Origin of the sequence: Pseudomonas sp. NPDC087346, from assembly GCF_044744235.1 — a bacterium.
In the GTDB taxonomy this organism is placed as follows: domain Bacteria; phylum Pseudomonadota; class Gammaproteobacteria; order Pseudomonadales; family Pseudomonadaceae; genus Aquipseudomonas.
Map to the genome: position 1 here is coordinate 98,857 of NZ_JBIUXX010000014.1, position 18,762 is coordinate 117,618.

22 protein-coding genes are annotated in these 18,762 nt (G+C 58.8%); 10 read left to right on the forward strand and 12 right to left on the reverse strand.

Going from position 1 to position 18,762, the window contains the following annotated elements; genetic code table 11:
- Positions 1 to 376 precede the first annotated feature (376 nt).
- Complete coding sequence (locus tag ACIOZM_RS11470; RefSeq protein ID WP_401213446.1) at positions 377 to 1,180, forward strand: crotonase/enoyl-CoA hydratase family protein; 804 nt, start codon at positions 377 to 379, stop codon at positions 1,178 to 1,180.
- A gap of 111 nt (positions 1,181 to 1,291) precedes the next feature.
- Here the strand turns inward: ACIOZM_RS11470 and ACIOZM_RS11475 are convergent, their stop codons facing one another.
- On the reverse strand, positions 1,292 to 2,047 hold the full coding sequence (locus ACIOZM_RS11475; RefSeq protein WP_401213449.1) for a spermidine synthase: 756 nt from the start codon (positions 2,045 to 2,047) through the stop codon (positions 1,292 to 1,294).
- 148 nt (positions 2,048 to 2,195) lie between these two features.
- Between ACIOZM_RS11475 and ACIOZM_RS11480 the strand changes: the two genes are divergently transcribed.
- Positions 2,196 to 3,542 (forward strand): class II 3-deoxy-7-phosphoheptulonate synthase, encoded by a 1,347-nt coding sequence (locus tag ACIOZM_RS11480; protein WP_401213451.1) that lies wholly within the window; start codon positions 2,196 to 2,198, stop codon positions 3,540 to 3,542.
- A 99-nt stretch (positions 3,543 to 3,641) separates the two neighbouring features.
- Here the strand turns inward: ACIOZM_RS11480 and ACIOZM_RS11485 are convergent, their stop codons facing one another.
- Together ACIOZM_RS11485 and ACIOZM_RS11490 are read right to left on the reverse strand one after the other, a co-directional pair.
- Positions 3,642 to 4,868 carry a winged helix-turn-helix domain-containing protein gene (locus tag ACIOZM_RS11485; protein WP_401213454.1) on the reverse strand — a complete coding sequence of 409 codons (1,227 nt, stop codon included), beginning with the start codon at positions 4,866 to 4,868 and terminating at the stop codon, positions 3,642 to 3,644.
- A gap of 64 nt (positions 4,869 to 4,932) precedes the next feature.
- Positions 4,933 to 5,148, reverse strand: a complete 216-nt coding sequence (locus tag ACIOZM_RS11490) for a DUF1127 domain-containing protein (protein WP_401213456.1) — start codon at positions 5,146 to 5,148, stop codon at positions 4,933 to 4,935.
- A gap of 96 nt (positions 5,149 to 5,244) precedes the next feature.
- On the opposite strand from ACIOZM_RS11490, the gene ACIOZM_RS11495 reads away from it, so the two are divergent.
- Complete coding sequence (locus tag ACIOZM_RS11495) at positions 5,245 to 6,099, forward strand: LysR substrate-binding domain-containing protein (RefSeq protein WP_401213501.1); 855 nt, start codon at positions 5,245 to 5,247, stop codon at positions 6,097 to 6,099.
- Here ACIOZM_RS11495 and ACIOZM_RS11500 read toward each other — a convergent pair.
- Positions 6,089 to 6,838 (reverse strand): sulfite exporter TauE/SafE family protein, encoded by a 750-nt coding sequence (locus ACIOZM_RS11500; protein ID WP_401213458.1) that lies wholly within the window; start codon positions 6,836 to 6,838, stop codon positions 6,089 to 6,091. The genes ACIOZM_RS11495 and ACIOZM_RS11500 overlap by 11 nt on opposite strands.
- A 110-nt stretch (positions 6,839 to 6,948) precedes the next feature.
- Here ACIOZM_RS11500 and ACIOZM_RS11505 point away from each other — a divergent pair, with 110 nt between their 5' ends.
- The 3 genes from ACIOZM_RS11505 to ACIOZM_RS11515 all read left to right on the forward strand — a co-directional run bounded on the left by ACIOZM_RS11505 (position 6,949) and on the right by ACIOZM_RS11515 (position 9,189).
- A complete protein-coding gene (locus ACIOZM_RS11505; protein WP_401213461.1) occupies positions 6,949 to 7,905 on the forward strand; it encodes a LysR family transcriptional regulator in 957 nt (318 codons plus the stop codon).
- A gap of 45 nt (positions 7,906 to 7,950) precedes the next feature.
- Positions 7,951 to 8,442, forward strand: a complete 492-nt coding sequence (locus ACIOZM_RS11510) for a MarR family winged helix-turn-helix transcriptional regulator (RefSeq protein ID WP_401213464.1) — start codon at positions 7,951 to 7,953, stop codon at positions 8,440 to 8,442.
- 327 nt (positions 8,443 to 8,769) lie between these two features.
- Positions 8,770 to 9,189, forward strand: coding sequence for an organic hydroperoxide resistance protein (locus ACIOZM_RS11515; protein WP_401213466.1), 420 nt, complete (start codon positions 8,770 to 8,772; stop codon positions 9,187 to 9,189).
- A gap of 183 nt (positions 9,190 to 9,372) precedes the next feature.
- On the opposite strand, the gene ACIOZM_RS11520 is transcribed toward ACIOZM_RS11515, so the two are convergent.
- Both ACIOZM_RS11520 and earP read right to left on the reverse strand, forming a co-directional pair.
- Entirely contained in the window at positions 9,373 to 9,942 is a 570-nt protein-coding gene (locus ACIOZM_RS11520) for an elongation factor P (protein ID WP_028619992.1), read from the reverse strand.
- A gap of 48 nt (positions 9,943 to 9,990) precedes the next feature.
- Positions 9,991 to 11,133, reverse strand: coding sequence for an elongation factor P maturation arginine rhamnosyltransferase EarP (earP, locus tag ACIOZM_RS11525; RefSeq protein ID WP_401213469.1), 1,143 nt, complete (start codon positions 11,131 to 11,133; stop codon positions 9,991 to 9,993).
- 125 nt (positions 11,134 to 11,258) lie between these two features.
- Between earP and ACIOZM_RS11530 the strand changes: the two genes are divergently transcribed.
- Positions 11,259 to 11,669, forward strand: coding sequence for a hypothetical protein (locus ACIOZM_RS11530; RefSeq protein ID WP_401213472.1), 411 nt, complete (start codon positions 11,259 to 11,261; stop codon positions 11,667 to 11,669).
- 2 nt (positions 11,670 to 11,671) lie between these two features.
- On the forward strand, positions 11,672 to 12,154 hold the full coding sequence (locus tag ACIOZM_RS11535; protein ID WP_401213474.1) for a GreA/GreB family elongation factor: 483 nt from the start codon (positions 11,672 to 11,674) through the stop codon (positions 12,152 to 12,154).
- Between the two features lie 9 nt (positions 12,155 to 12,163).
- Here the strand turns inward: ACIOZM_RS11535 and cysB are convergent, their stop codons facing one another.
- The 5 genes from cysB to ACIOZM_RS11560 form a co-directional block, all read right to left on the reverse strand.
- Positions 12,164 to 13,138 (reverse strand): HTH-type transcriptional regulator CysB, encoded by a 975-nt coding sequence (gene cysB, locus ACIOZM_RS11540; RefSeq protein ID WP_008079948.1) that lies wholly within the window; start codon positions 13,136 to 13,138, stop codon positions 12,164 to 12,166.
- A gap of 112 nt (positions 13,139 to 13,250) precedes the next feature.
- The gene (locus ACIOZM_RS11545) at positions 13,251 to 13,754 is read right to left on the reverse strand and encodes a universal stress protein (RefSeq protein WP_401213477.1); all 504 of its coding nucleotides are present in this window, start codon (positions 13,752 to 13,754) and stop codon (positions 13,251 to 13,253) included.
- Positions 13,755 to 13,851: 97 nt separating this feature from the next.
- Positions 13,852 to 14,757 carry a 5'-nucleotidase gene (locus ACIOZM_RS11550; RefSeq protein WP_401213480.1) on the reverse strand — a complete coding sequence of 302 codons (906 nt, stop codon included), beginning with the start codon at positions 14,755 to 14,757 and terminating at the stop codon, positions 13,852 to 13,854.
- Between the two features lie 23 nt (positions 14,758 to 14,780).
- Positions 14,781 to 15,737, reverse strand: coding sequence for a putative 2-dehydropantoate 2-reductase (locus ACIOZM_RS11555; RefSeq protein ID WP_401213483.1), 957 nt, complete (start codon positions 15,735 to 15,737; stop codon positions 14,781 to 14,783).
- The gene (locus ACIOZM_RS11560) at positions 15,734 to 16,120 is read right to left on the reverse strand and encodes a thioredoxin family protein (protein WP_401213486.1); all 387 of its coding nucleotides are present in this window, start codon (positions 16,118 to 16,120) and stop codon (positions 15,734 to 15,736) included. The genes ACIOZM_RS11555 and ACIOZM_RS11560 overlap by 4 nt, the downstream gene beginning before the upstream one ends.
- On the opposite strand from ACIOZM_RS11560, the gene ACIOZM_RS11565 reads away from it, so the two are divergent.
- Together ACIOZM_RS11565 and ACIOZM_RS11570 are read left to right on the forward strand one after the other, a co-directional pair.
- On the forward strand, positions 16,119 to 16,562 hold the full coding sequence (locus tag ACIOZM_RS11565; protein ID WP_401213489.1) for a PilZ domain-containing protein: 444 nt from the start codon (positions 16,119 to 16,121) through the stop codon (positions 16,560 to 16,562). The genes ACIOZM_RS11560 and ACIOZM_RS11565 overlap by 2 nt on opposite strands.
- A gap of 149 nt (positions 16,563 to 16,711) precedes the next feature.
- Positions 16,712 to 17,788 carry a 3-deoxy-7-phosphoheptulonate synthase gene (locus ACIOZM_RS11570; protein ID WP_401213492.1) on the forward strand — a complete coding sequence of 359 codons (1,077 nt, stop codon included), beginning with the start codon at positions 16,712 to 16,714 and terminating at the stop codon, positions 17,786 to 17,788.
- A 65-nt stretch (positions 17,789 to 17,853) separates the two neighbouring features.
- Here ACIOZM_RS11570 and ACIOZM_RS11575 read toward each other — a convergent pair whose 3' ends face one another.
- Positions 17,854 to 18,135, reverse strand: coding sequence for a GNAT family N-acetyltransferase (locus tag ACIOZM_RS11575; RefSeq protein ID WP_003226804.1), 282 nt, complete (start codon positions 18,133 to 18,135; stop codon positions 17,854 to 17,856).
- Between the last annotated feature and the right edge of the window lie 627 nt (positions 18,136 to 18,762).

Here is an 18,762-nt window from a genome sequence, read left to right on the forward strand (position 1 = left end):
GCGCGTGCCGTGTTGAGACTCAAGAGTCGCCCTGGCAGCTTTGTCTGCGGGGATTTGCGAAAACGAATGAATGAAAAAGAATCGTCTTGGAAGAGCCCGCAGTGCGGACGTGCAGCCGAAGCTGACTTCGGGGAATTGCGCTACCTTAACGCGGCCCTGTTAAAGGCCGGCGCGCACTATACCGGAATTTGCCCAAAAAGGGAGCTTTTTTTATCGCCACAGAGCGGTTGTCACCGCTGTGTCACGGGCCTTTGCGGATAATCGTGCGAAGGTCTATTTTGCAAGGGCCCGGCCCTGCTGGCGATGGCGCTAAAACGATTCACTGATGTGCGGCATGTGGTCGCTGCACCGTCCTTTCCCGTTCGAGGAAACACCCATGAGTCAGCCTGACGCTATCCCTTGCCCCAGCCGTGTCACTCGCGAGCGTCGCGGGCATGTGCTGCTGATCGGTCTGGACCGGGTAGCCAAGCGCAACGCCTTCGATCTCGACCTGCTCAACGACCTCAGCCTGGCCTACGGCGAGTTCGAGGCTGATAGTGAAGCGCGGGTAGCGGTGGTGTTCGGTCATGGCGAGCATTTCACCGCCGGGCTGGATCTGGTCAACGCCAGTTCGGCGCTCGCTCAGGGCTGGCAGGTTCCGACCGGCGGTTGCGATCCCTGGGGTGTTTTCGTCGGACCACGGGTCAGCAAACCGGTGATCGTCGCGGCGCAGGGTTACTGCCTGACCATTGGCATCGAGCTGATGCTGGCTGCTGACATTAACCTCTGCGCGAGCAATACCCGCTTTGCACAAATGGAAGTGCAGCGTGGGATTTTTCCTTTTGGTGGCGCGACATTACGCTTTCATCAAGTTGCCGGTTGGGGCAATGCCATGCGCTGGTTACTGACCGGGGATGAATTCGATGCGCATGACGCATTGCGTTTGGGCCTGGTACAGGAAGTGATGGCCAGTGAAGATCTGCTGCCACGGGCGATTGAACTGGCTGAAAGGATTGCGCGGCAGGCACCGCTGGGGGTGCAGGCGACGTTGATGTCGGCGCGACAGGCGCGATATGAAGGGGAGACTGCTGCGGCGCAGGGGTTGCCGGTTTTGGTGAAGAAGTTGCTGGCCAGTGAGGATGCCAAAGAGGGTGTGAGATCGCTGGTTGAGCGGCGGCCCGGGTTTTTCAAAGGGATATGAAAAATCGGTGGCTGGCAGGTTGTCATCGCTAGCAGGCTAGCTCCCACAGGGGGAACGCATTCCAAGGTGGGAGCCAGCCTGCTGGCGATGAGGCCGGCACGTCCAGCGCATTTATGTCGCCGGGCGAATCGCCTTGATCAACGACTGCAACGAATACCCCAACTGCGGCGCCAGCGCTTCGGCCTTTTCGGTCAGCGCCTGCATGTCCAGCGCCTGATCGAGATCAGCCGGCACCAGCAAAATCACATTGCCCTCCTTCACCGGCAGTTCCCAGTAATGCCGGTGATAGAGCCCACGCAACAACGCCGCGCCGAGCGGTTTACCGTCGTCGGTGGCCCACTGATTGATCACCAGCCAGCCGCCCGGATTCAGACGCTTCTGACAATCACCGAGGAAACTCCAGGCCAGATGCCCGACACCCGGGCCGACATCGGTATACAGGTCGACGAAGATCAGATCCGCCGGCTCGGCAGTCGGCAGCAATTCAATTGCATCGCCGACACGGATATACAGGCGCGGATCGTCATCCAGCCCCAGATATTCAATGGCCAGACGCGGCACGTCCGGGCGCAGTTCGATGGCCTCGACATCTTCCAGCGGCAGGAACTTGAGGCAAGCCTGAGTCAGGGTACCGGCGCCGAGACCAAGAAACAGCGCGCTTTCCGGATGTTCATGGCACAACGCGCCAATCAGCATCGCCCGGGTGTAATCGTATTCCAGCCAACTCGGGTCGGCAGTGAACACGCAACTCTGCTCGATGGCATCGCCGAATTCCAGAAAGCGGTAATCAGCCACTTCCAGCACGCGAATCACGCCGAACTCATCCTGTACTTCGGCGAGCAGATGCTCGACGCGCTCCTCAGTCATTTCGTCTCCTGATGGTCACCGGGCGCGGTGACGCGATGGCACCTCTGGCGCCGTGGCAAAGCGGCGATTGTCGACGAAGGTGCAGGAACAGGTCACGCACTAATTGCTGATACCATGAGCCTCCGTGCGTAAAACACTAGAGACCGTGATGAGCCAACCCTGGAGCCCTGATAGCTGGCGCGCCCTGCCGATCCAGCAACAACCGCAATATCCCGACGCCGCACATGTGCGTCAGGTCGAGCAGACGCTGGCCAGTTACCCGCCACTGGTGTTTGCCGGTGAAGCCCGGGAATTGCGTCGTCAGTTTGCCGAAGTGACCCAGGGCCGCGCCTTCCTGCTGCAAGGTGGCGACTGCGCGGAAAGCTTCGCCGAGTTCTCCGCCGCGAAGATCCGCGACACCTTCAAAGTGTTGCTGCAAATGGCGATCGTCATGACCTTCGCTGCCGGTTGCCCGGTGGTAAAAGTCGGGCGCATGGCCGGGCAGTTCGCCAAACCGCGCTCCTCGAATGACGAAACCATCGACGGCGTGACCCTGCCCGCCTACCGTGGTGACATCGTCAACGGCATCGGTTTCGACGAAAAGAGCCGCGTACCGGACCCGGAACGCCTGTTGCAGTCCTATCACCAGTCCACCGCCACCCTGAACCTGCTGCGCGCTTTCGCCCAAGGCGGCTTTGCCGATCTGCATCAGGTGCACAAGTGGAACCTGGACTTCATCGCCAACTCGGCGCTGGCCGAGAAGTACAGCCACCTCGCCGACCGTATCGATGAAACCCTGGCGTTCATGCGCGCCTGTGGCATGGACACTTCGCCGCAACTGCGCGAAACCAGTTTCTTCACCGCCCACGAGGCGTTGTTGCTGAACTACGAAGAAGCCTTCGTGCGTCGCGACAGCCTGACCAACGATTACTACGATTGCTCGGCGCACATGCTGTGGATCGGCGACCGCACCCGTCAGCTCGACGGTGCCCACGTCGAGTTTCTGCGCGGCGTGAACAACCCGATTGGCGTCAAAGTCGGCCCGAGCATGAACCCCGACGACCTGATTCGTCTGATCGATGTGCTCAACCCGGACAACGATCCCGGCCGGCTGAACCTGATCGCACGCATGGGCGCGAACAAGGTTGGCGATCACCTGCCAGCGCTGATCCGCGCCGTGCAGCGTGAAGGCAAGCAAGTGCTGTGGAGTTCCGACCCGATGCACGGCAACACCATCAAGGCCAGCAGCGGTTACAAGACCCGCGACTTCGCGCAGATCCTTGGTGAAGTGAAGCAGTTCTTCCAGGTACACGAAGCGGAAGGCACTTATGCCGGTGGTATCCACATCGAGATGACCGGGCAGAACGTCACCGAGTGCATCGGCGGTGCGCGACCGATTACCGAGGATGGTTTGTCGGATCGGTATCACACCCATTGCGACCCGCGGATGAATGCCGATCAGTCGCTGGAACTGGCGTTTTTGATTGCTGAAACATTGAAGCAAGTCCGCCGCTAAGTCGCGTCGCTCGTAATCGCTAGCAGGCTAGCTCCCACAGGGGTTTTGTGTACTGCACAGATCCTCTGTGGGAGCTAGCCTGCTAGCGATGGCGTCGGCTCAGTCACCATCGACCTGAGCCAATGCCACCCGCAACCGCCCCGCACTCTCCCGCTGACAATTAAGCTGCACCCGCTCCAGCCCCAACCAATCGGCCATCCGCCGCAAATTCAGCGCCAACGCCAGCATCCCTTCCTCATCCAGCCCCGGCTTTTCTTCGTGCACCGCATGCACAGCCAACCGCCCCGACGCCCGCTCGGCGCGCAGATCAACCCGTGCAGCAATCCGCTCATTGTGCAAAAACGGCAACACGTAATAGCCGTAAACCCGCTTGTCCTGTGGCGTGTAGATTTCCAGCCGATAGCGGAAATCGAACAGACGCTCGGTGCGGCTGCGCTCCCAGATCAGCGAGTCGAACGGCGACAACAGCGCACTCGCAACCACCTTGCGCGGGATTTTCGGCTCCGGCAGGCAGTAGGCGATCTGACGCCAGTCGGCAACCTCACAGGTCTGCAACAAGCCATCCTCAACCAGCTCCGCCAAACGCGGTCGAGCGTCGGCCGGATTCAACCGAAAGTAATCGCGCAGATCTTTTTCAGTGCCGACGCCCAGCGCCTGCGCCGCATGCAGCAACAGACCACGCTGGGCCTCGGATTCGTCGGGCAACGGTTGTTGCAAGATCGTCGCCGGGATCACCCGCTCCGGCAAATCATACAAACGCTCGAAACCTCGACGCCCGGCCACCGTCACTTCACCGGCAGCGAACAACCATTCCAGCGCATGCTTTTCCGCGCTCCAGTCCCACCACTGTCCGGCTTTCTCCTGACGGGTCGACAGACTGCCAGCACCGAGCGCGCCACGTTCTTCGACCGCCGCAAGCACCCGGCGAACCGTGTCTTGCTGCTCGCGTCCGAACTTTGCCAACTGCTGATAGATGTCGTCGCCCTGCCTGGCGCGCTGCATGCGCCAGCCCAGCAGCGGATACATCGCCAATGGCAGCAACGACGCCTCATGTCCCCAATACTCAAACAACGTGCGACGTCGCCCGGAACTCCAGGCAGCCTGGTCGAGCAAATCAGAGGAGTAGCAACCGAGACGGGAAAACAGCGGCAGGTAGTGCGAGCGCACCACGGCATTGACGGAGTCGATTTGCAGCAGGCCCAGCCGTTCAATCAACCGGTTGATGTGTGGCGCCTTGACGGTCAGCGGCTGGCGCCCGTTGAACCCTTGGGCAGCCAGCGCCAGACGTCGAGCCTGTTTGAGGGAAAAGGATACTGTTGCGGGCATGAGCATCTCCTTGTCTGCTCGCAACCTACCTCACCTGAAAGTGGTTTGTGTAGTAATGCCCTGATCATTTATGGATCGGATCGTCCCAGAACGGCCTAACCGACTCATGTTCAACATCGGCACGACTGACGCCGATGTCCTTCAGCGCTTCGTCGCTGAGGCTGGCGAGCAACTCGCGTTCGCGGTGAAGTTCGTACCAGCGGCTAACCTTGTGCAGCAGATCCGAGATCAGGTGAACAGGCACTCTTTCATCACTTACATAGACTTTTTGACCTTTCATCGTCTTACCCTCCTTGTGGATGGCTCAAGTCTCGCTCCGGCGCTAAGATCAATCCAACGAATGTTTCTGATGGCATGCATCACGGAGATTCATCAATTGTCGGCCTACCCCAGTATCGATACCGATGTACTGCGCACCTTTGTCGCGATAGCCGACCAGGGTGGATTTACCCGCGCCGGCGAGATGGTCAACCGCACGCAATCTGCGGTGAGCATGCAAATGAAGCGTCTGGAAGAGGACGTGTTGCAGCGCCAGTTATTCGAGCGCGATGGCCGTCAGGTTCGGCTGACCGCCGAAGGCCAGGTGCTGCTGGGATATGCGCGGCGCATCCTGAAACTGCACAGCGAAGTGTTCAACACCCTGCGCGAACCGCACATGGTCGGCACCGTACGGATCGGTACGCCGGACGATTACGTGATGCGTTTTCTGCCGGGGATTCTGTCGCGCTTCGCCCAGTTCTATCCGCTGATCCAGATTGAAGTGCATTGCGAATCCACCAGGCAGTTGCTGCAACGCACGGATCTGGATTTGTCGATCGTCACCCGCGAGCCGGGCAACGAGATCGGCCAACTGCTGCGCAAGGAGCGTTTCGTCTGGGCCGAAGCGCAAAACTTCAGCGCCCATGAACAGACGCCGCTGCCCTTGGCGATGTTCAACAGTGACTGCTTCTGCCGCTTGTGGGCCTGCAATGCGCTGGACGCAATGGGCCGCGATTACCGCATCGCCTACAACAGCACCAGTTTGTCGGCGCTGATGGCGGTGGTCAGCGCCGGTCTGGCGATCACGGCGCAACTGGAAAGCCTGATCACCCCGGACATGCGCATTCTCGGCGCCGCCGAAGATCTGCCGCTGCTGCCGGAAGCCAGCATCATGCTGATCCGCAACCTGAACAATCCCTCGCCGATCACCGAGTGCCTGGCCGAGCACATCGTCGAAGGCTTCAAACTTTAAAAGCGAGCATCACCGCACACAGCACCAGAAAACCGCAAAACAGCCCACGCAGAAGTTTTTCCGGCATGGCGTGGGCAATTTTCACGCCCCAACTGATGCTCGCCAGACCACCAATCGCCAACGGCAAACCGATCATCCAGTTCACCTCCTGATGCACCGCGTAAGTCACCAGCGTGACGCCAGTGCTGGGCAATGCCAGCGCCAGCGACAGGCCTTGAGCAACCACTTGCGTGGTCCCGAACAGACTGGTCAACACGGGCGTCGCCACCACTGCACCGCCAACCCCGAACAAACCGCCCATGGTGCCGGACGCCGCGCCCAGCACACCCAGCCATGGCCAGGAATAACGCATCTCGGACGTCGCTGACGATTGAGCGCCGAACATGCGCAACAGGTTGTAAACCGACAGCACCACAAGAAACGCAACAAAACCGATGCGCATGGTTTGCGCATCGATGCCCACCGCCCAGATCGAACCGATCCACGCAAAACAGAAACCCATCAGCGCCAATGGCAGCGCATGACGCAATTCGATGCGATTGCGCTGGTGATAACGCCAGAGTGCGAGCATCACGTTCGGCACCACCATCACCAGCGCCGTGCCTTGGGCGATCTGCTGATCGAGCCCGCACCACACGCCCAGCAACGGGATGGCGATCAAGCCGCCACCGATACCGAAGATTCCCCCGAGCGTGCCGAGGGCGGCGCCAAACAGCAGGTACAACAAAAACTCGATCACAGCGATGTCCTCTCTCTACAGGCAATTCATCCTACGCAGTCGCCGCTGGCAGGGAAACGCACAGCAACGCACAATGGCTATGCCAATTTCGCACAAGCATTGAAATCGCCATGAATCCCAATCAGTTGACCGACCAGCTCGGACTGTTTCTCGATGTGCTGGAAAGCGGCAGCTTCTCCGCTGTCTCGCGCCGGCATCCACTGACGCCCTCGGCCGTCGCCCGAAGAATAGACAGCCTGGAAAGCGCCGTCGGCAGCCAATTGTTTGTGCGCAGTACCCACGCAGTGCGCGCCACGCCGGCAGGTCTGGCGTTTGCCGAGCGCGCCCGGCGAATCGTCGCCGAACTGCAACTGGCCCGGGCCGAAGCGGTGTCGTTGAGCAGTGCGCCGGAAGGCCTGATTCGCGTGGATGCACCCGCCGCATTCGGTCGGCGACATCTAGCCCCGGTGATCGCTGACTTTCTGGTGCTATATCCGGGGCTGGATGTGCAGTTGCACTTGATCGACAGTTTCGTCGACATGCACGGCTCCAATCTGGGCAAGGTCGATCTGGTACTGCGCGCCGGGCAAATGGCCGACACCCGCCTGGTCGCCACGCCGTTGGCGAGCATGGTACGAATCGCTTGCGCTAGTCCCGACTACCTCAAGCGTCGGGGCGTACCTAATGAGCCGGCGCAACTGAGTGAACATGACGGGCTCGACTGGGAGGGCCTCGCCCCGCCCTTCGCCTGGCGCTTCGAGCAGGACGGGCAGATGCAACTGCATCGCCCCGCCCGCATCCGCATGAGCGCCAACAATGCCGAGGCACTGGTCTGCGGCGCGCTGGCCGGACTGGGTATCGCGCACCTGCCAACCTGGCTGGCCAGCGAATACCTGTTGCGCGGTGAACTGTTGCCGCTGTTTTGCGAAGGCGGCCTGCCGAAACCGGAAACTACCGGCATCTATGCGCTGCGCATGGAACAACAAACGCACTCGCGCAGCCGCTTGCTGTTGGAATATCTGAAGACTCGTTTTAGTCCGGTTCCGCCGTGGGATCTGGCATTGCAGCGAGAGCTGGGCCGTCATTAGCGCTGGAGAATTATCTGGCGCATTAAAGATTCGAGCGCTAGATTCATGGACATCACCGATCAAGGTTCCGACATGACCACCGAACACGACAACTCCGCTGTCTGCGAAGAACTGCTACTGGATAATCAGGCCTGCTTCGCCCTGCATTCCACTTCGCTGATGATGACCAAGGTCTACAAGCCATTGCTGCAAGCGCTTGGCCTGACCTATCCGCAGTATCTGGCGATGATGGTGCTGTGGGAGAAGGACGGACTGACCGTGGGAGAAATCAGCGCAAAACTACTGACCGATCCGGGATCGTTGACACCACTGCTCAAGCGTCTGGAAGGTGAAGGTTTACTAAGCCGTACTCGCAGTCGCGAGGATGAACGGGTGGTGATTGTCGAGTTGACCGAACAGGGTCGTGCGTTGAAAGAGCAGGCGCGCACCGTTCCACCGTGCATCCTCGGCGCCAGCGGCTTCTCGCTGGAGCGCCTGCAAAACCTGCAATCAGAATTGCAGGCATTGCGCAGCCACCTGCAAAACAGCCTCAAGTAAAGCCCCCCGCTCCCCCTGTAGGAGTGAGCCTGCTCGCGATTGCGGTGTATCAGTCAAAATCAGGTTTGGCTGTCACACCGCAATCGCGAGCAGGCTCACTCCTACAATGATCTGCGGTTTTCGCAAAATATCCTCTGCTGCTGTACATCGCTCTCGTCCGCTCTAAATCAATACTTACAGCCCCATAGACTGCTTCGACAAGGATGATCTCGCCGTTTTTTTCAAAATTTATCTTGCGCACTAAATATTAGCGCGATACATTCACCTTGCACTTACTTAGCGCGCAAACAATTAGCGCAAACACACACACCCGACGAGGCTCACACCATGCAAACTCTTTACACCGCAATCGCAACCTCCACTGGCGGCCGTGACGGTCGTGCGATTTCCAGCGACAACGTGCTCGACGTCAAACTCGCCACCCCGAAAGAACTCGGCGGTGCCGGCGGTGCAGCGACCAACCCAGAGCAATTGTTCGCAGCCGGTTACTCAGCCTGCTTCATCGGCGCACTAAAATTCGTTGCCAGCCAGACCAAACGCAGCATCCCGAACGATGCGTCGATCACCGCGCATGTCGGCATTGGCCAGATTCCTGGTGGTTTCGGTCTGGACATCGACCTGCACATCAGCCTCCCGGGTCTGGAACAAGCCGACGCGCAAAGCCTGGTCGAGGCCGCGCATCAGGTCTGCCCATATTCCAACGCCACTCGCGGCAATGTCGATGTGCGCTTGCACGTCACCGTTTGAGATAAACGCAAAACAACTGTAGGAGCGAGCCTGCTCGCGAAGGCGTCAGTCCGGTCAGTCTTTTCATTGACTGATCCAACGCCATCGCGAGCAGGCTCGCTCCCACAGGGGTAAACGCTTTATGGCAGACACAAAAAAGCCCGACTCAATGGTCGGGCTTTTTCTTTCCGCAAAAAGCAGTGCTTATTTGGCACGGCCTTTGTAGGAACCGCCTTCGCGGGTGTCGATTTCGATCTTGTCACCGATTTCGATGAAGTCAGCAACTTGCAGCTCAGTACCGTTGCTCAGCTTGGCTGGCTTCATTACTTTGCCGGAAGTGTCGCCGCGAGCCGAACCTTCGGTGTAGTCAACTACGCGCACGATGGTGGTCGGCAGCTCTACGGAAACCAGACGCTCTTCGAAGAAGATCGCTTCGCAAACATCGGTCATGCCTTCTTCAACGAAAGGCAGAACAGCTTCGATGTCTTCAGCGTTCAGCTCGTACATGGTGTAGTCAGTGGTGTCCATGAACGTGTAGGTGTCGCCGCTGATGAAGGACAGGGTCGCTTCTTTGCGGTCGAGGATTACGTCGTCCAGTTTGTCGTCGGCGCTGTAAACGATCTCGGTCTTGTAACCGGTCAGCAGGTTTTTCAGCTTGGTCTTCATGATCGCGCTGTTACGGCCCGATTTGGTGAATTCAGCTTTCTGAACCAGCCAAGGATCGTTTTCGAGACGGATCACGGTACCGGGTTTCAGTTCTTTACCAGTTTTCATTGCGAATATCCGAATTTGGATGGGATTTACAAAAATCTAGGCCGCGTATCATATCCAATTTAGGTAAAACTGTACCAGCGCTGCGGCAAGATCGGCTTGCAAGGCCTGTTCCAGACACCATTTTTCAGCGTTATCTTGCAGTTCCGGCCAATGCGCGCGCGCCTCTAGCCAGTGCTCGCCGATTGGTTGTCCGGCACTCCAGGCCCGCCACAGACCATTCATCGCCTCGGCCGCCGGTGCCGAAAGGCCCTTTGTGTAGAGAGTCAGAAACGCATCGAGCTTGTCCAGATGGATGTCTTCGTCCTGCTGGTAAATGTGCCAGAGCATCGGCCGTGCTGCCCATTGCGCCCGGACAAACGAGTCCTCACCGCGCACCGCATTGAAATCGCAGCACCAGAGCAATCGGTCGTATTGATCCTGACGAACGAACGGCAGTACCTGCACGGTCAGCGCCTGACGCACATGCAGATCGCCGACCGCCAGCGATTCAACCCCGAGCCAGCGTGCGACATCGCCGAGAATCCGCCCTTCCGGCACCAGCAGATGGGTCGGCGTGTTATCGGCGGACAGCACATCCAGCCAACTGGCGAGCCCGGCGTTTTCGTAGGCGAATAAAGAAATCAGTAACGAATTGGCTTCGCGCTCGACGCCCAGCGCTTGCAGGAATTGTCGTTGCGCAGCCGGTTCCTGCTGAAACTGCCGACGCTGTTCAAGCAAACCGCTTTCGCGCAGAAGACCACCCGTGCCTGGCTGGAACCCGGGAAAGAAGAAAAACTTCTGCACCGATTTGTACTTCACCGACGGCAGACCGTGACAACCAACCACCCAGTCTTCGGCGCTGAGGTAATCGAGGTTCATCCACAGCGGCGGCTTCTCCCGCTCGGCCATGGCGTCCATATAGGCGCTCGGCAATTGGCAGGCGAACGCGGCGATCACCACGTCGGCGGCTTCCGTCGATGGCCATTCGGCCGGCCAGTGCCGCACTTCCACACCCTGCTGCGATTGCTGTTCGGCATGGATATCGATTTCAGGGCAGATCCGCTCAAACGCTCGCAGATCATCGACCCACAACCGCACCGCCAGCCCATGCTCGGCAGCCAGTTGCCGGGCCAGACGCCAGGTCACGCCGATGTCGCCAAAGTTGTCGACCACCGTGCAGAAAATATCCCAGCGGGTTTTCAGTTGCGACATTCAAGACTCCCCGTTGGCAAAAGCACCGATTGTCCGCATAAATGAGCGCTTGCAGAAGAGCCGACGGCGATTAATCTTCGTGCGACAATCGCCACTTGTCCGCAATCATCCGCCAGGAGGCAGTCATGCCCTACCGTCCCAACACGCGTCGCCCCTTGCCTGTTCAGCTTAGCGCTGTGCAATTGACCGGCAGTATTGCCCTGGGTCTGTGGGTGGGTTTTGTGGCCATCGCGCTGACGTACTGGTTGCTTTCACACTTTCTGTTCAAAGAACAATTGGCGCCGGTCGCTCAGGCTGTTCAACAACTCGCCACCCCGCCGGCAGCCGTCCAGGTGCAGCCGGACATTCCGCCGCAGAGTCCGCTGTTCCAACAATATGAAGAGAACCTGCGCAAGAACGAGCAACAGGTACGCATGGATCAGGCGCGCAGCAGCAGCCGTAATCAGGCGAACCCGAAATGCCAGTTCTGGCTGCAACAGGATCAGACCGCTCCTAGCGAAAAGAGCCGCGCCAACGTTCTGCAATTCTGCGATTGATCATGAATAAACAACACGTTCACCAACTGATTCTCGACAAGCTGCGCATTGATCTCGACATCGCCGAGCGCGCCGCGCAAACCGCCTACGAAACCGCGACCCACGAAGAGAACATCGCCGAAAACAAATACGACACGCTCGGGCTGGAGGCATCGTATCTGGCGGCCGGTCAGGCGAAAAGGGTCGAGGAAATCCGTCAGTCACTGGCGCTGTGCCAGAATCTGATGCTGCGTGCCTACGATGAAAATCGCGGTATCGAGATCGGCGCCCTGCTCGGTCTGGAAGATGAAAACGGTCGTGAGCAATGGCTGTTTCTGGCGCCGGATGCGGCGGGCCTGAAAATCGATGTGGTGGGTCAGCCGATTACCGTCATCACCCCGCGCTCGCCGCTGGGCAAAAGCCTGATGGGCAAGTTCGAAGGTGATGAGGTGGAGATTCTGGTAGCGGGCACCCGGCAACAGTTTGCTGTCACCGAGGTGCTTTAACGCAGGGAATTAATGGACCGGCAGTTCGACGCCGTCGAACAGCTCTTCCAGTTCCTGCTTGTTGTGGCATTGAATGGCCTTGGCCATGACTTCGCGGGTCAGGTGCGGGGCAAACTTCTCGATGAAGTCGCACATGAAACCACGCAGGAATGTGCCGCGACGGAAACCGATCTTGGTGATGCTCGACTCGAACAACTCACTGGCATCCAGCACCACCAGGTCGCTATCAAGTTTGGTATCGACGGCCATCTTCGCCACGATGCCTACACCCAGACCCAGACGCACGTAGGTTTTGATCACGTCGGCGTCGGCGGCGGTGAACACCACTTTCGGCGTCAGACCGCGATGGCTGAACGCTTCGTCGAGTTTCGAACGACCGGTGAAACCGAACACGTAAGTCACGATCGGGTATTCGGCCAGCGCTTCGAGGGTCAGCTTCGGCAACTTGGTCAGCGGGTGACCCTGCGGCACGACCACGCAGCGGTTCCAGCGATAGCACGGCATCATCACCAGATCACCGAACAGCTCCAGCGCCTCGGTGGCGATGGCGAAATCGACGGTGCCGTCAGCGGCCATTTCGGCGATTTGCATCGGCGAACCCTGGTGCATGTGCAGCGCCACGTCCGGGTATTGCTTGATGAAGTTGCTGATCACCGGCGGCAGCGCATAACGTGCCTGGGTGTGGGTGGTGGCAATCGACAGCGTGCCTTTCTTCTCGTTGGAGAATTCCTGGGCGATCTGTTTGATGCTTTCGACCTTGCGCAGAATCTCACCAGCGGTGGTGATGATGCGCTCGCCGGCCGGAGTGACGCGGGTCAGGTGCTTGCCGCTGCGGGCAAACACTTCAACGCCAAGTTCGTCTTCCAGCAGACGGATTTGCTTACTGATACCCGGTTGCGAGGTGTAAAGGCTTTGGGCTGTAGCGGAAACGTTGAGGTCGTGGTGCGCCACTTCCCAGATGTAGCGCAATTGTTGAAGCTTCATATGAATCCCTCAAAGCAGGTAGACGCCACGGGCATCAGCGACGGTATATAACTATATTAATGGTTTGAAGAATAAATCTAGAACTTTTTTATCAGACTGCCATTATTTTGCCTCAGCGATCCTCCCGACGCCGACGCCCCACCAGCGGCACCAGATAAACCGGCACCTTAGACAATTGCAGGACCCGCGCCGCCGTGCGCCCCAACGGGGTTTCCGCACCGACGCCGTGGCTGTGACTGCCGACGATCAGCAGATCCACCGAGAGTTTCTGCACCTGCTCGAGAATCACTTCCGACGGGTCACCCTGCAGCACGCGCACGGCGCGAATCCGCTGCAGTTCCTGCTCGCCCTCCTCCCCCAGCTCTTCACGAAAACTGTCGAGCACCCGCTGCTCGATATTGGCGATGACAGTTTTCAGACCTTCGCTCTGGAATTCGTTCAATGCCTCCTCGTCGAGATAACTCTGCAACACCGATTCGGCAAACAGCCCCATCGGTTCCACCGCATGCACCACATACAGATCGGCATTGAATGTGCGCGCCAAAGCGAGGGCATGCTGCATCACTAACGGTGCGTACAGACCGAGGTCAGTGGCATACAGCATCGAACGAATCATATGACCTCCTCGCGTGCCAACATGGCGGAGATTTGATTCAGCTTAGCAGTGCCTTGGCGAGTACGACGTGTGACGCAACGTCTTGAACCACGGGGCTTTAGACCGACGGTTCGTTGCTGATGCCGTGAGGCACATGACCGGTGGCAACCACCTCGCGGGCAAGCTCGCAATGACCGGCCTGATCATCGAAAAACACGTCGGCGGCAAACGCTTCGAGAAACGCCGATTTGGTCAGCCCGCCGAGGAACAGCGATTCGTCGAGACGGATATCCCACTCGCGCAACGTGCGGATCACCCGCTCATGGGCCGGCGCCGAACGTGCGGTCACCAATGCGGTACGGATCGGGCAGTCGTCGTCGGGAAACTCGCGTTGCAGCAGATTGAGTGCGGCGAGGAAGCCCTTGAATGGCCCACCGCGTAACGGCTCGCGGGCCGATTCGCGCTCCTTGGCCTGGAACGCTTCCAGCCCGCCGGACTGATAAACGCGTTCCGACTCGTCGGAAAAAATCACCGCGTCACCGTCGAATGCAATGCGCAGTTCGTCGCTGGCAGCACGGCTGGCGCCACCGGACAAAATCGTTGCAGCAGCAAATCCGGCATCCAGTGCAGAGCGCACATCTTCGGCATGGGTCGACAGAAACAGATCGCAGCCAAAAGCTTTCAGATACGGATAAGGACTGCGCCCGCCGACAAACGCCGCACGGGAAATCGCCAGTCCGTAATGGTGGATCGAGTTGAATACGCGCAGGCCAGTGTCGGCGCTGTTGCGCGACACCAGAATCACCTCGACCCGCGCACGCCCGAGGCGGCTGTTCAGGCTCAGGAGTTTTTCCACCAGCGGGAAGGCATCGCCGGGCGCGAGAATCTCGTCTTCGTGCTCGATCTGATATTGCCGATAGGCTTCCACGCCGCTCGACAGGTAAACCTTGTGACTCTCGCTCAGGTCGAACAGGGCACGGGACGAAATCGCCAGCACCAGTTTGTCATCGATGTTCTTTGCCATGCCTTCCCCCCGGAGCGACCGACTCAGGTGTTTCGTCGGTCGATAAAACGCAGATTGCGATACAACGCTTCGATACGCGGCAACTCACAGCCCGCCGCTTTGGCCGCCGCCAGTGGCCGGGCGTAAATCGCCTCCAGCTCCAGCGGTCGTTTGTGCAGGAAATCGTGATACATGCTCGGCCAATAGTCGGGCATTTTCTCGGTCATCATGAACAGATATTCAGCGTAGCCCGCTGGCATGTCATGACCACAGGCCTTGGCGCCCTGCACCACTTCGGCCATCAACGCCTGAATCGAGGCGCGGCTGTCAGCGTCCGCCATCAGCGGTGTGGTGCTCGCGCCGAGCAACACCGAGAGACCGTTGTAAGGAATATTCCAGACCAGTTTCTGCCAGCGCGCCTGATGCAGATTGGGCATCGCCTGGGAGTCGAGACCGGCGGCGCGGAACAACCCGGCGCCCTCTTCGACCAGTGCCATGCGTGCAGCGTCATCGCTTGCCGGACCACTGTGATAGCCGACGTTCACCGCACCGAGCGCCTGATGGGTAATTTGGCCGGGGCCTTCACGGTGCACGCAGATCAGGCACAGACCACCGAGCAGATGCAGGGAATCGGGAAGCAGCTCACGCAAGCTGTCTTCGACATCCAGACCGTTTTGCAGCACCAGCACTTTCGCTCCGGGCTTCGCCGCCTGAATGATCGCAGGCGCAAGACCGGCGCTGCTGGTGGTCTTGGCGCCGACCAGCAGCCAATCGCAGGGCGGCATATCTTCGGCTGACGAATAAGCCTGCACCGGATCAAGCGTCAGCTTGCCGTGTACCGCGCTGTCCACTTGCAGGCCGCGCTCGGCCACTGCCGAAAACTCGCTGCGCAACAGAAAATGCACATCGAACCCGGCCCGCGCCAGCATCAGGCCGTAGAACCCGCCGATTGCGCCGGTACCGATAATCCCGATCACCGGTTTATTGACTGCTCCCATCAAGGCAACTCCTCTGCAATTCGCCCCAACGCCTGTGCCAGCGCCGCGTTCAACGCGTCGGCCGTCAGGCGTGTATGCAATGCACCAAAGAACTCGCCGTCGCGCACTACAAACAACGCCGGCAAATGAAAGACCTGATATCGCTCCACCAGACCACCGTTGTTACCGGCATCGATCCAGCACAGCCGATCCACTGTCAGGGCGAACCCCGGCAATACCTCGCGGGCGAATCGGCAACTGGAGCAGCCGACACTGGTGAAAATCACCAGCGAAATGCCGCTCATCGCCAGTAGCCGCTGATCGGCGTCGAAATCGGTCAGTTCCGATTCGACCACTATACTGGGGGAAACAATGTCAAATGGCCGACACAGGGAGTCTGTGCTCATGGGACGTTTTATTCCTCATCCGGAAGATGTGCCCGTCGAATTAACGTTACTCAAACCTGAGTGTATTTCCAGGCAACAGCTGCACACTATCAGCCTCGGCGGTATCGCTTGCAATTACCACCGCGCCTGGCGCCACGGCACCGCGTTACAAGTGCGCATGCCGACCCTCAATGCCGACATCTGTTATCCGGGTTATGTCGCCTGGTGTCTGCGCCGTAAAAAAGGTTATCTGGTGGGGATCGCGTTCACCGATGAGCAGACGCTGTTCAGTGCGCGCATGGGCGAACAGGTATGCCAGATCGAACGTTTTTGCCGCCTCAACGATGCGCACGATGACTTGCAGGACATTCAGGCACTCGCCCTGCAATGGGTCGAACAGCACGCCGACGAGTTCTCCCACGACTCCATGCGCAAGGCTTTTGCGCAACCGGTGCTGGATTAACCGGCGCCAAAGCCCCTAAACAGTTACTTGCCCATTGTCGAGCAGGCGCCTAACGCGCTAAGGTTCCGCTCCCCGACGCGCTTAAATCTGCTGTGCTCCGCCGCGCGGGGATCGCTGGCGGCCGGCACCCGTGACCTGACGAGTAAACGATGGCTGATTTACCGATCAACGACCTAAACGTCGCCTCCAACGAGACCCTGATCACTCCCGATCAGCTCAAGCGTGATATCCCTGTGAGCGACGCTGCCCTGCGTACCGTCACCAAGGGCCGCGAAGTCATTCGCAACATTCTTGATGGCACCGACCACCGTCTGTTCGTAGTGATCGGCCCGTGCTCGATCCACGACATCAAGGCTGCTCACGAATACGCCGAACGCCTCAAGGTGCTGGCGGAGGAAGTCTCCGACACCCTGTATCTGGTCATGCGCGTGTATTTCGAGAAGCCACGGACCACCGTCGGCTGGAAAGGTCTGATCAACGATCCGTACCTCGACGACTCGTTCAAGATTCAGGACGGTCTGCACATCGGTCGCCAGTTGCTGCTGGATCTGGCCGAAAAAGGCCTGCCGACCGCCACCGAAGCCCTTGACCCGATCTCTCCGCAGTATCTGCAGGATCTGATCAGCTGGTCGGCTATCGGCGCTCGCACCACCGAATCCCAGACTCACCGTGAAATGGCTTCCGGCCTGTCCTCGGCAGTCGGCTTCAAGAATGGCACCGACGGCGGCCTGACTGTGGCGATCAACGCCTTGCAGTCGGTCTCCAGCCCGCACCGTTTCCTCGGTATCAACCAGGAAGGTGGCGTGTCGATCGTCACCACCAAAGGCAACGCTTACGGCCACGTCGTGCTGCGCGGCGGCAACGGCAAGCCGAACTATGATTCGGTCAGCGTCGCCCTTTGCGAGCAGGCACTGAACAAGGCGAAGATCAAGCCGAACATCATGGTCGATTGCAGCCACGCCAACTCCAACAAGGACCCGGCCCTGCAACCGCTGGTGATGGAAAACGTCGCCAACCAGATCCTCGAAGGCAACCAGTCGATCATCGGCCTGATGGTCGAGAGTCACCTGAACTGGGGCTGCCAGGCGATTCCGAAAGACCTCGCCGATCTGCAATACGGCGTGTCGATCACCGATGCCTGCATCGACTGGTCCGCCACCGAGAACACCCTGCGCAGCATGCACGCCAAGCTCAAGGATGTTCTGCCGAAGCGCCAGCGCAGCTGATACGCGATTTGCAGGCATAAAAAAACGCCGGGCATTGCCCGGCGTTTTTGTGTGTGGCGTATGGCTCAGATCTTCGCGGCGCGGCGCTGATGACGCTCCATGTAGCGCTCCACGTAGGAGCACGACGGAATCACCGTGTAGCCCATTTCTTCGGCGTATTGCAGCGCGCTTTCGGTCAGTGCCGCCGCGATGCCTCGACCACGCAGTGCGTTGGGCACGAACGTGCGATAGATATCCAGAGTCTGTTTCCCCAGATCCATATAGGTCAGGTAGGCACGATGACCGTCCACATTGGTCTCGAACTGATGACCAGCCTGGTCATGGTGGATGGACAACGCCTCGCTCATCACTACTCCTCGCGGGTCTTGAATTCTGACCCCTACCTTACCGATGTTTTTCCGGCGAAGGAACATCTACGCCACCCCGTGCCTGCTGGACACCGAGAAGAACACACCGATCTCGCGTAACCGAGCACGTGCTAAATAGTAGGCACCATTGGCGAAAATGCTCAAGGTACGCTCGTCATCATGCTCGTTCGCGGGTGGTGGTTCCGATAGACGCAGGGATGGTCGGGTAAAAGATCTTCCCGAACCGCTCACCTGAACATTGCCGGATGTTGAGACTTAAGACGCAGCGTCTTTTTTAAAGTCACCTCAACATGGACAAAGAATAGCCAGGACGCGACGACACATGGGTACAGAAGTATAGACGAATCCATCTAGTCGGACTTTATTCCGACCTGTAAAACAATTGTCGGCACTGGGAACTTTTCTCGCGTGGCACGCTCAGCTCGGGGCTCACAGCGGAGTATTTTTTAACAGGCCGGTTAAAAAGTTGCTCGAAAAAGAATCAGCGCCTACAATTTTTTTTGCTTCTTGCGCTACGTCAGTTTACTTACTACAAGTAATGGGTAGTATGTACGCCGGCTATTTCCTCAATCGGAGGAGACAGCCACTTAATTGAAAGTCCTTGAA

Excerpts from the sequence above, each read along its gene's own strand:
- earP (WP_401213469.1), bottom strand. The coding sequence starts at position 11,133 with ATGTCGCAACTGAAAACCCGCTGGGATATTTTCTGCACGGTGGTCGAC.
- cysB (WP_008079948.1), bottom strand. The coding sequence starts at position 13,138 with ATGAAGCTTCAACAATTGCGCTACATCTGGGAAGTGGCGCACCACGAC.
- ACIOZM_RS11510 (WP_401213464.1), top strand. The coding sequence starts at position 7,951 with ATGGACATCACCGATCAAGGTTCCGACATGACCACCGAACACGACAAC.
- ACIOZM_RS11475 (WP_401213449.1), bottom strand. The coding sequence starts at position 2,047 with ATGACTGAGGAGCGCGTCGAGCATCTGCTCGCCGAAGTACAGGATGAG.
- ACIOZM_RS11535 (WP_401213474.1), top strand. The coding sequence starts at position 11,672 with ATGAATAAACAACACGTTCACCAACTGATTCTCGACAAGCTGCGCATT.
- ACIOZM_RS11490 (WP_401213456.1), bottom strand. The coding sequence starts at position 5,148 with ATGAAAGGTCAAAAAGTCTATGTAAGTGATGAAAGAGTGCCTGTTCAC.
- ACIOZM_RS11565 (WP_401213489.1), top strand. The coding sequence starts at position 16,119 with ATGGGACGTTTTATTCCTCATCCGGAAGATGTGCCCGTCGAATTAACG.
- ACIOZM_RS11470 (WP_401213446.1), top strand. The coding sequence starts at position 377 with ATGAGTCAGCCTGACGCTATCCCTTGCCCCAGCCGTGTCACTCGCGAG.
- ACIOZM_RS11505 (WP_401213461.1), top strand. The coding sequence starts at position 6,949 with ATGAATCCCAATCAGTTGACCGACCAGCTCGGACTGTTTCTCGATGTG.
- ACIOZM_RS11560 (WP_401213486.1), bottom strand. The coding sequence starts at position 16,120 with ATGAGCACAGACTCCCTGTGTCGGCCATTTGACATTGTTTCCCCCAGT.
- ACIOZM_RS11545 (WP_401213477.1), bottom strand. The coding sequence starts at position 13,754 with ATGATTCGTTCGATGCTGTATGCCACTGACCTCGGTCTGTACGCACCG.
- ACIOZM_RS11570 (WP_401213492.1), top strand. The coding sequence starts at position 16,712 with ATGGCTGATTTACCGATCAACGACCTAAACGTCGCCTCCAACGAGACC.
- ACIOZM_RS11485 (WP_401213454.1), bottom strand. The coding sequence starts at position 4,868 with ATGCCCGCAACAGTATCCTTTTCCCTCAAACAGGCTCGACGTCTGGCG.
- ACIOZM_RS11520 (WP_028619992.1), bottom strand. The coding sequence starts at position 9,942 with ATGAAAACTGGTAAAGAACTGAAACCCGGTACCGTGATCCGTCTCGAA.
- ACIOZM_RS11575 (WP_003226804.1), bottom strand. The coding sequence starts at position 18,135 with ATGAGCGAGGCGTTGTCCATCCACCATGACCAGGCTGGTCATCAGTTC.
- ACIOZM_RS11515 (WP_401213466.1), top strand. The coding sequence starts at position 8,770 with ATGCAAACTCTTTACACCGCAATCGCAACCTCCACTGGCGGCCGTGAC.
- ACIOZM_RS11530 (WP_401213472.1), top strand. The coding sequence starts at position 11,259 with ATGCCCTACCGTCCCAACACGCGTCGCCCCTTGCCTGTTCAGCTTAGC.
- ACIOZM_RS11550 (WP_401213480.1), bottom strand. The coding sequence starts at position 14,757 with ATGGCAAAGAACATCGATGACAAACTGGTGCTGGCGATTTCGTCCCGT.
- ACIOZM_RS11480 (WP_401213451.1), top strand. The coding sequence starts at position 2,196 with ATGAGCCAACCCTGGAGCCCTGATAGCTGGCGCGCCCTGCCGATCCAG.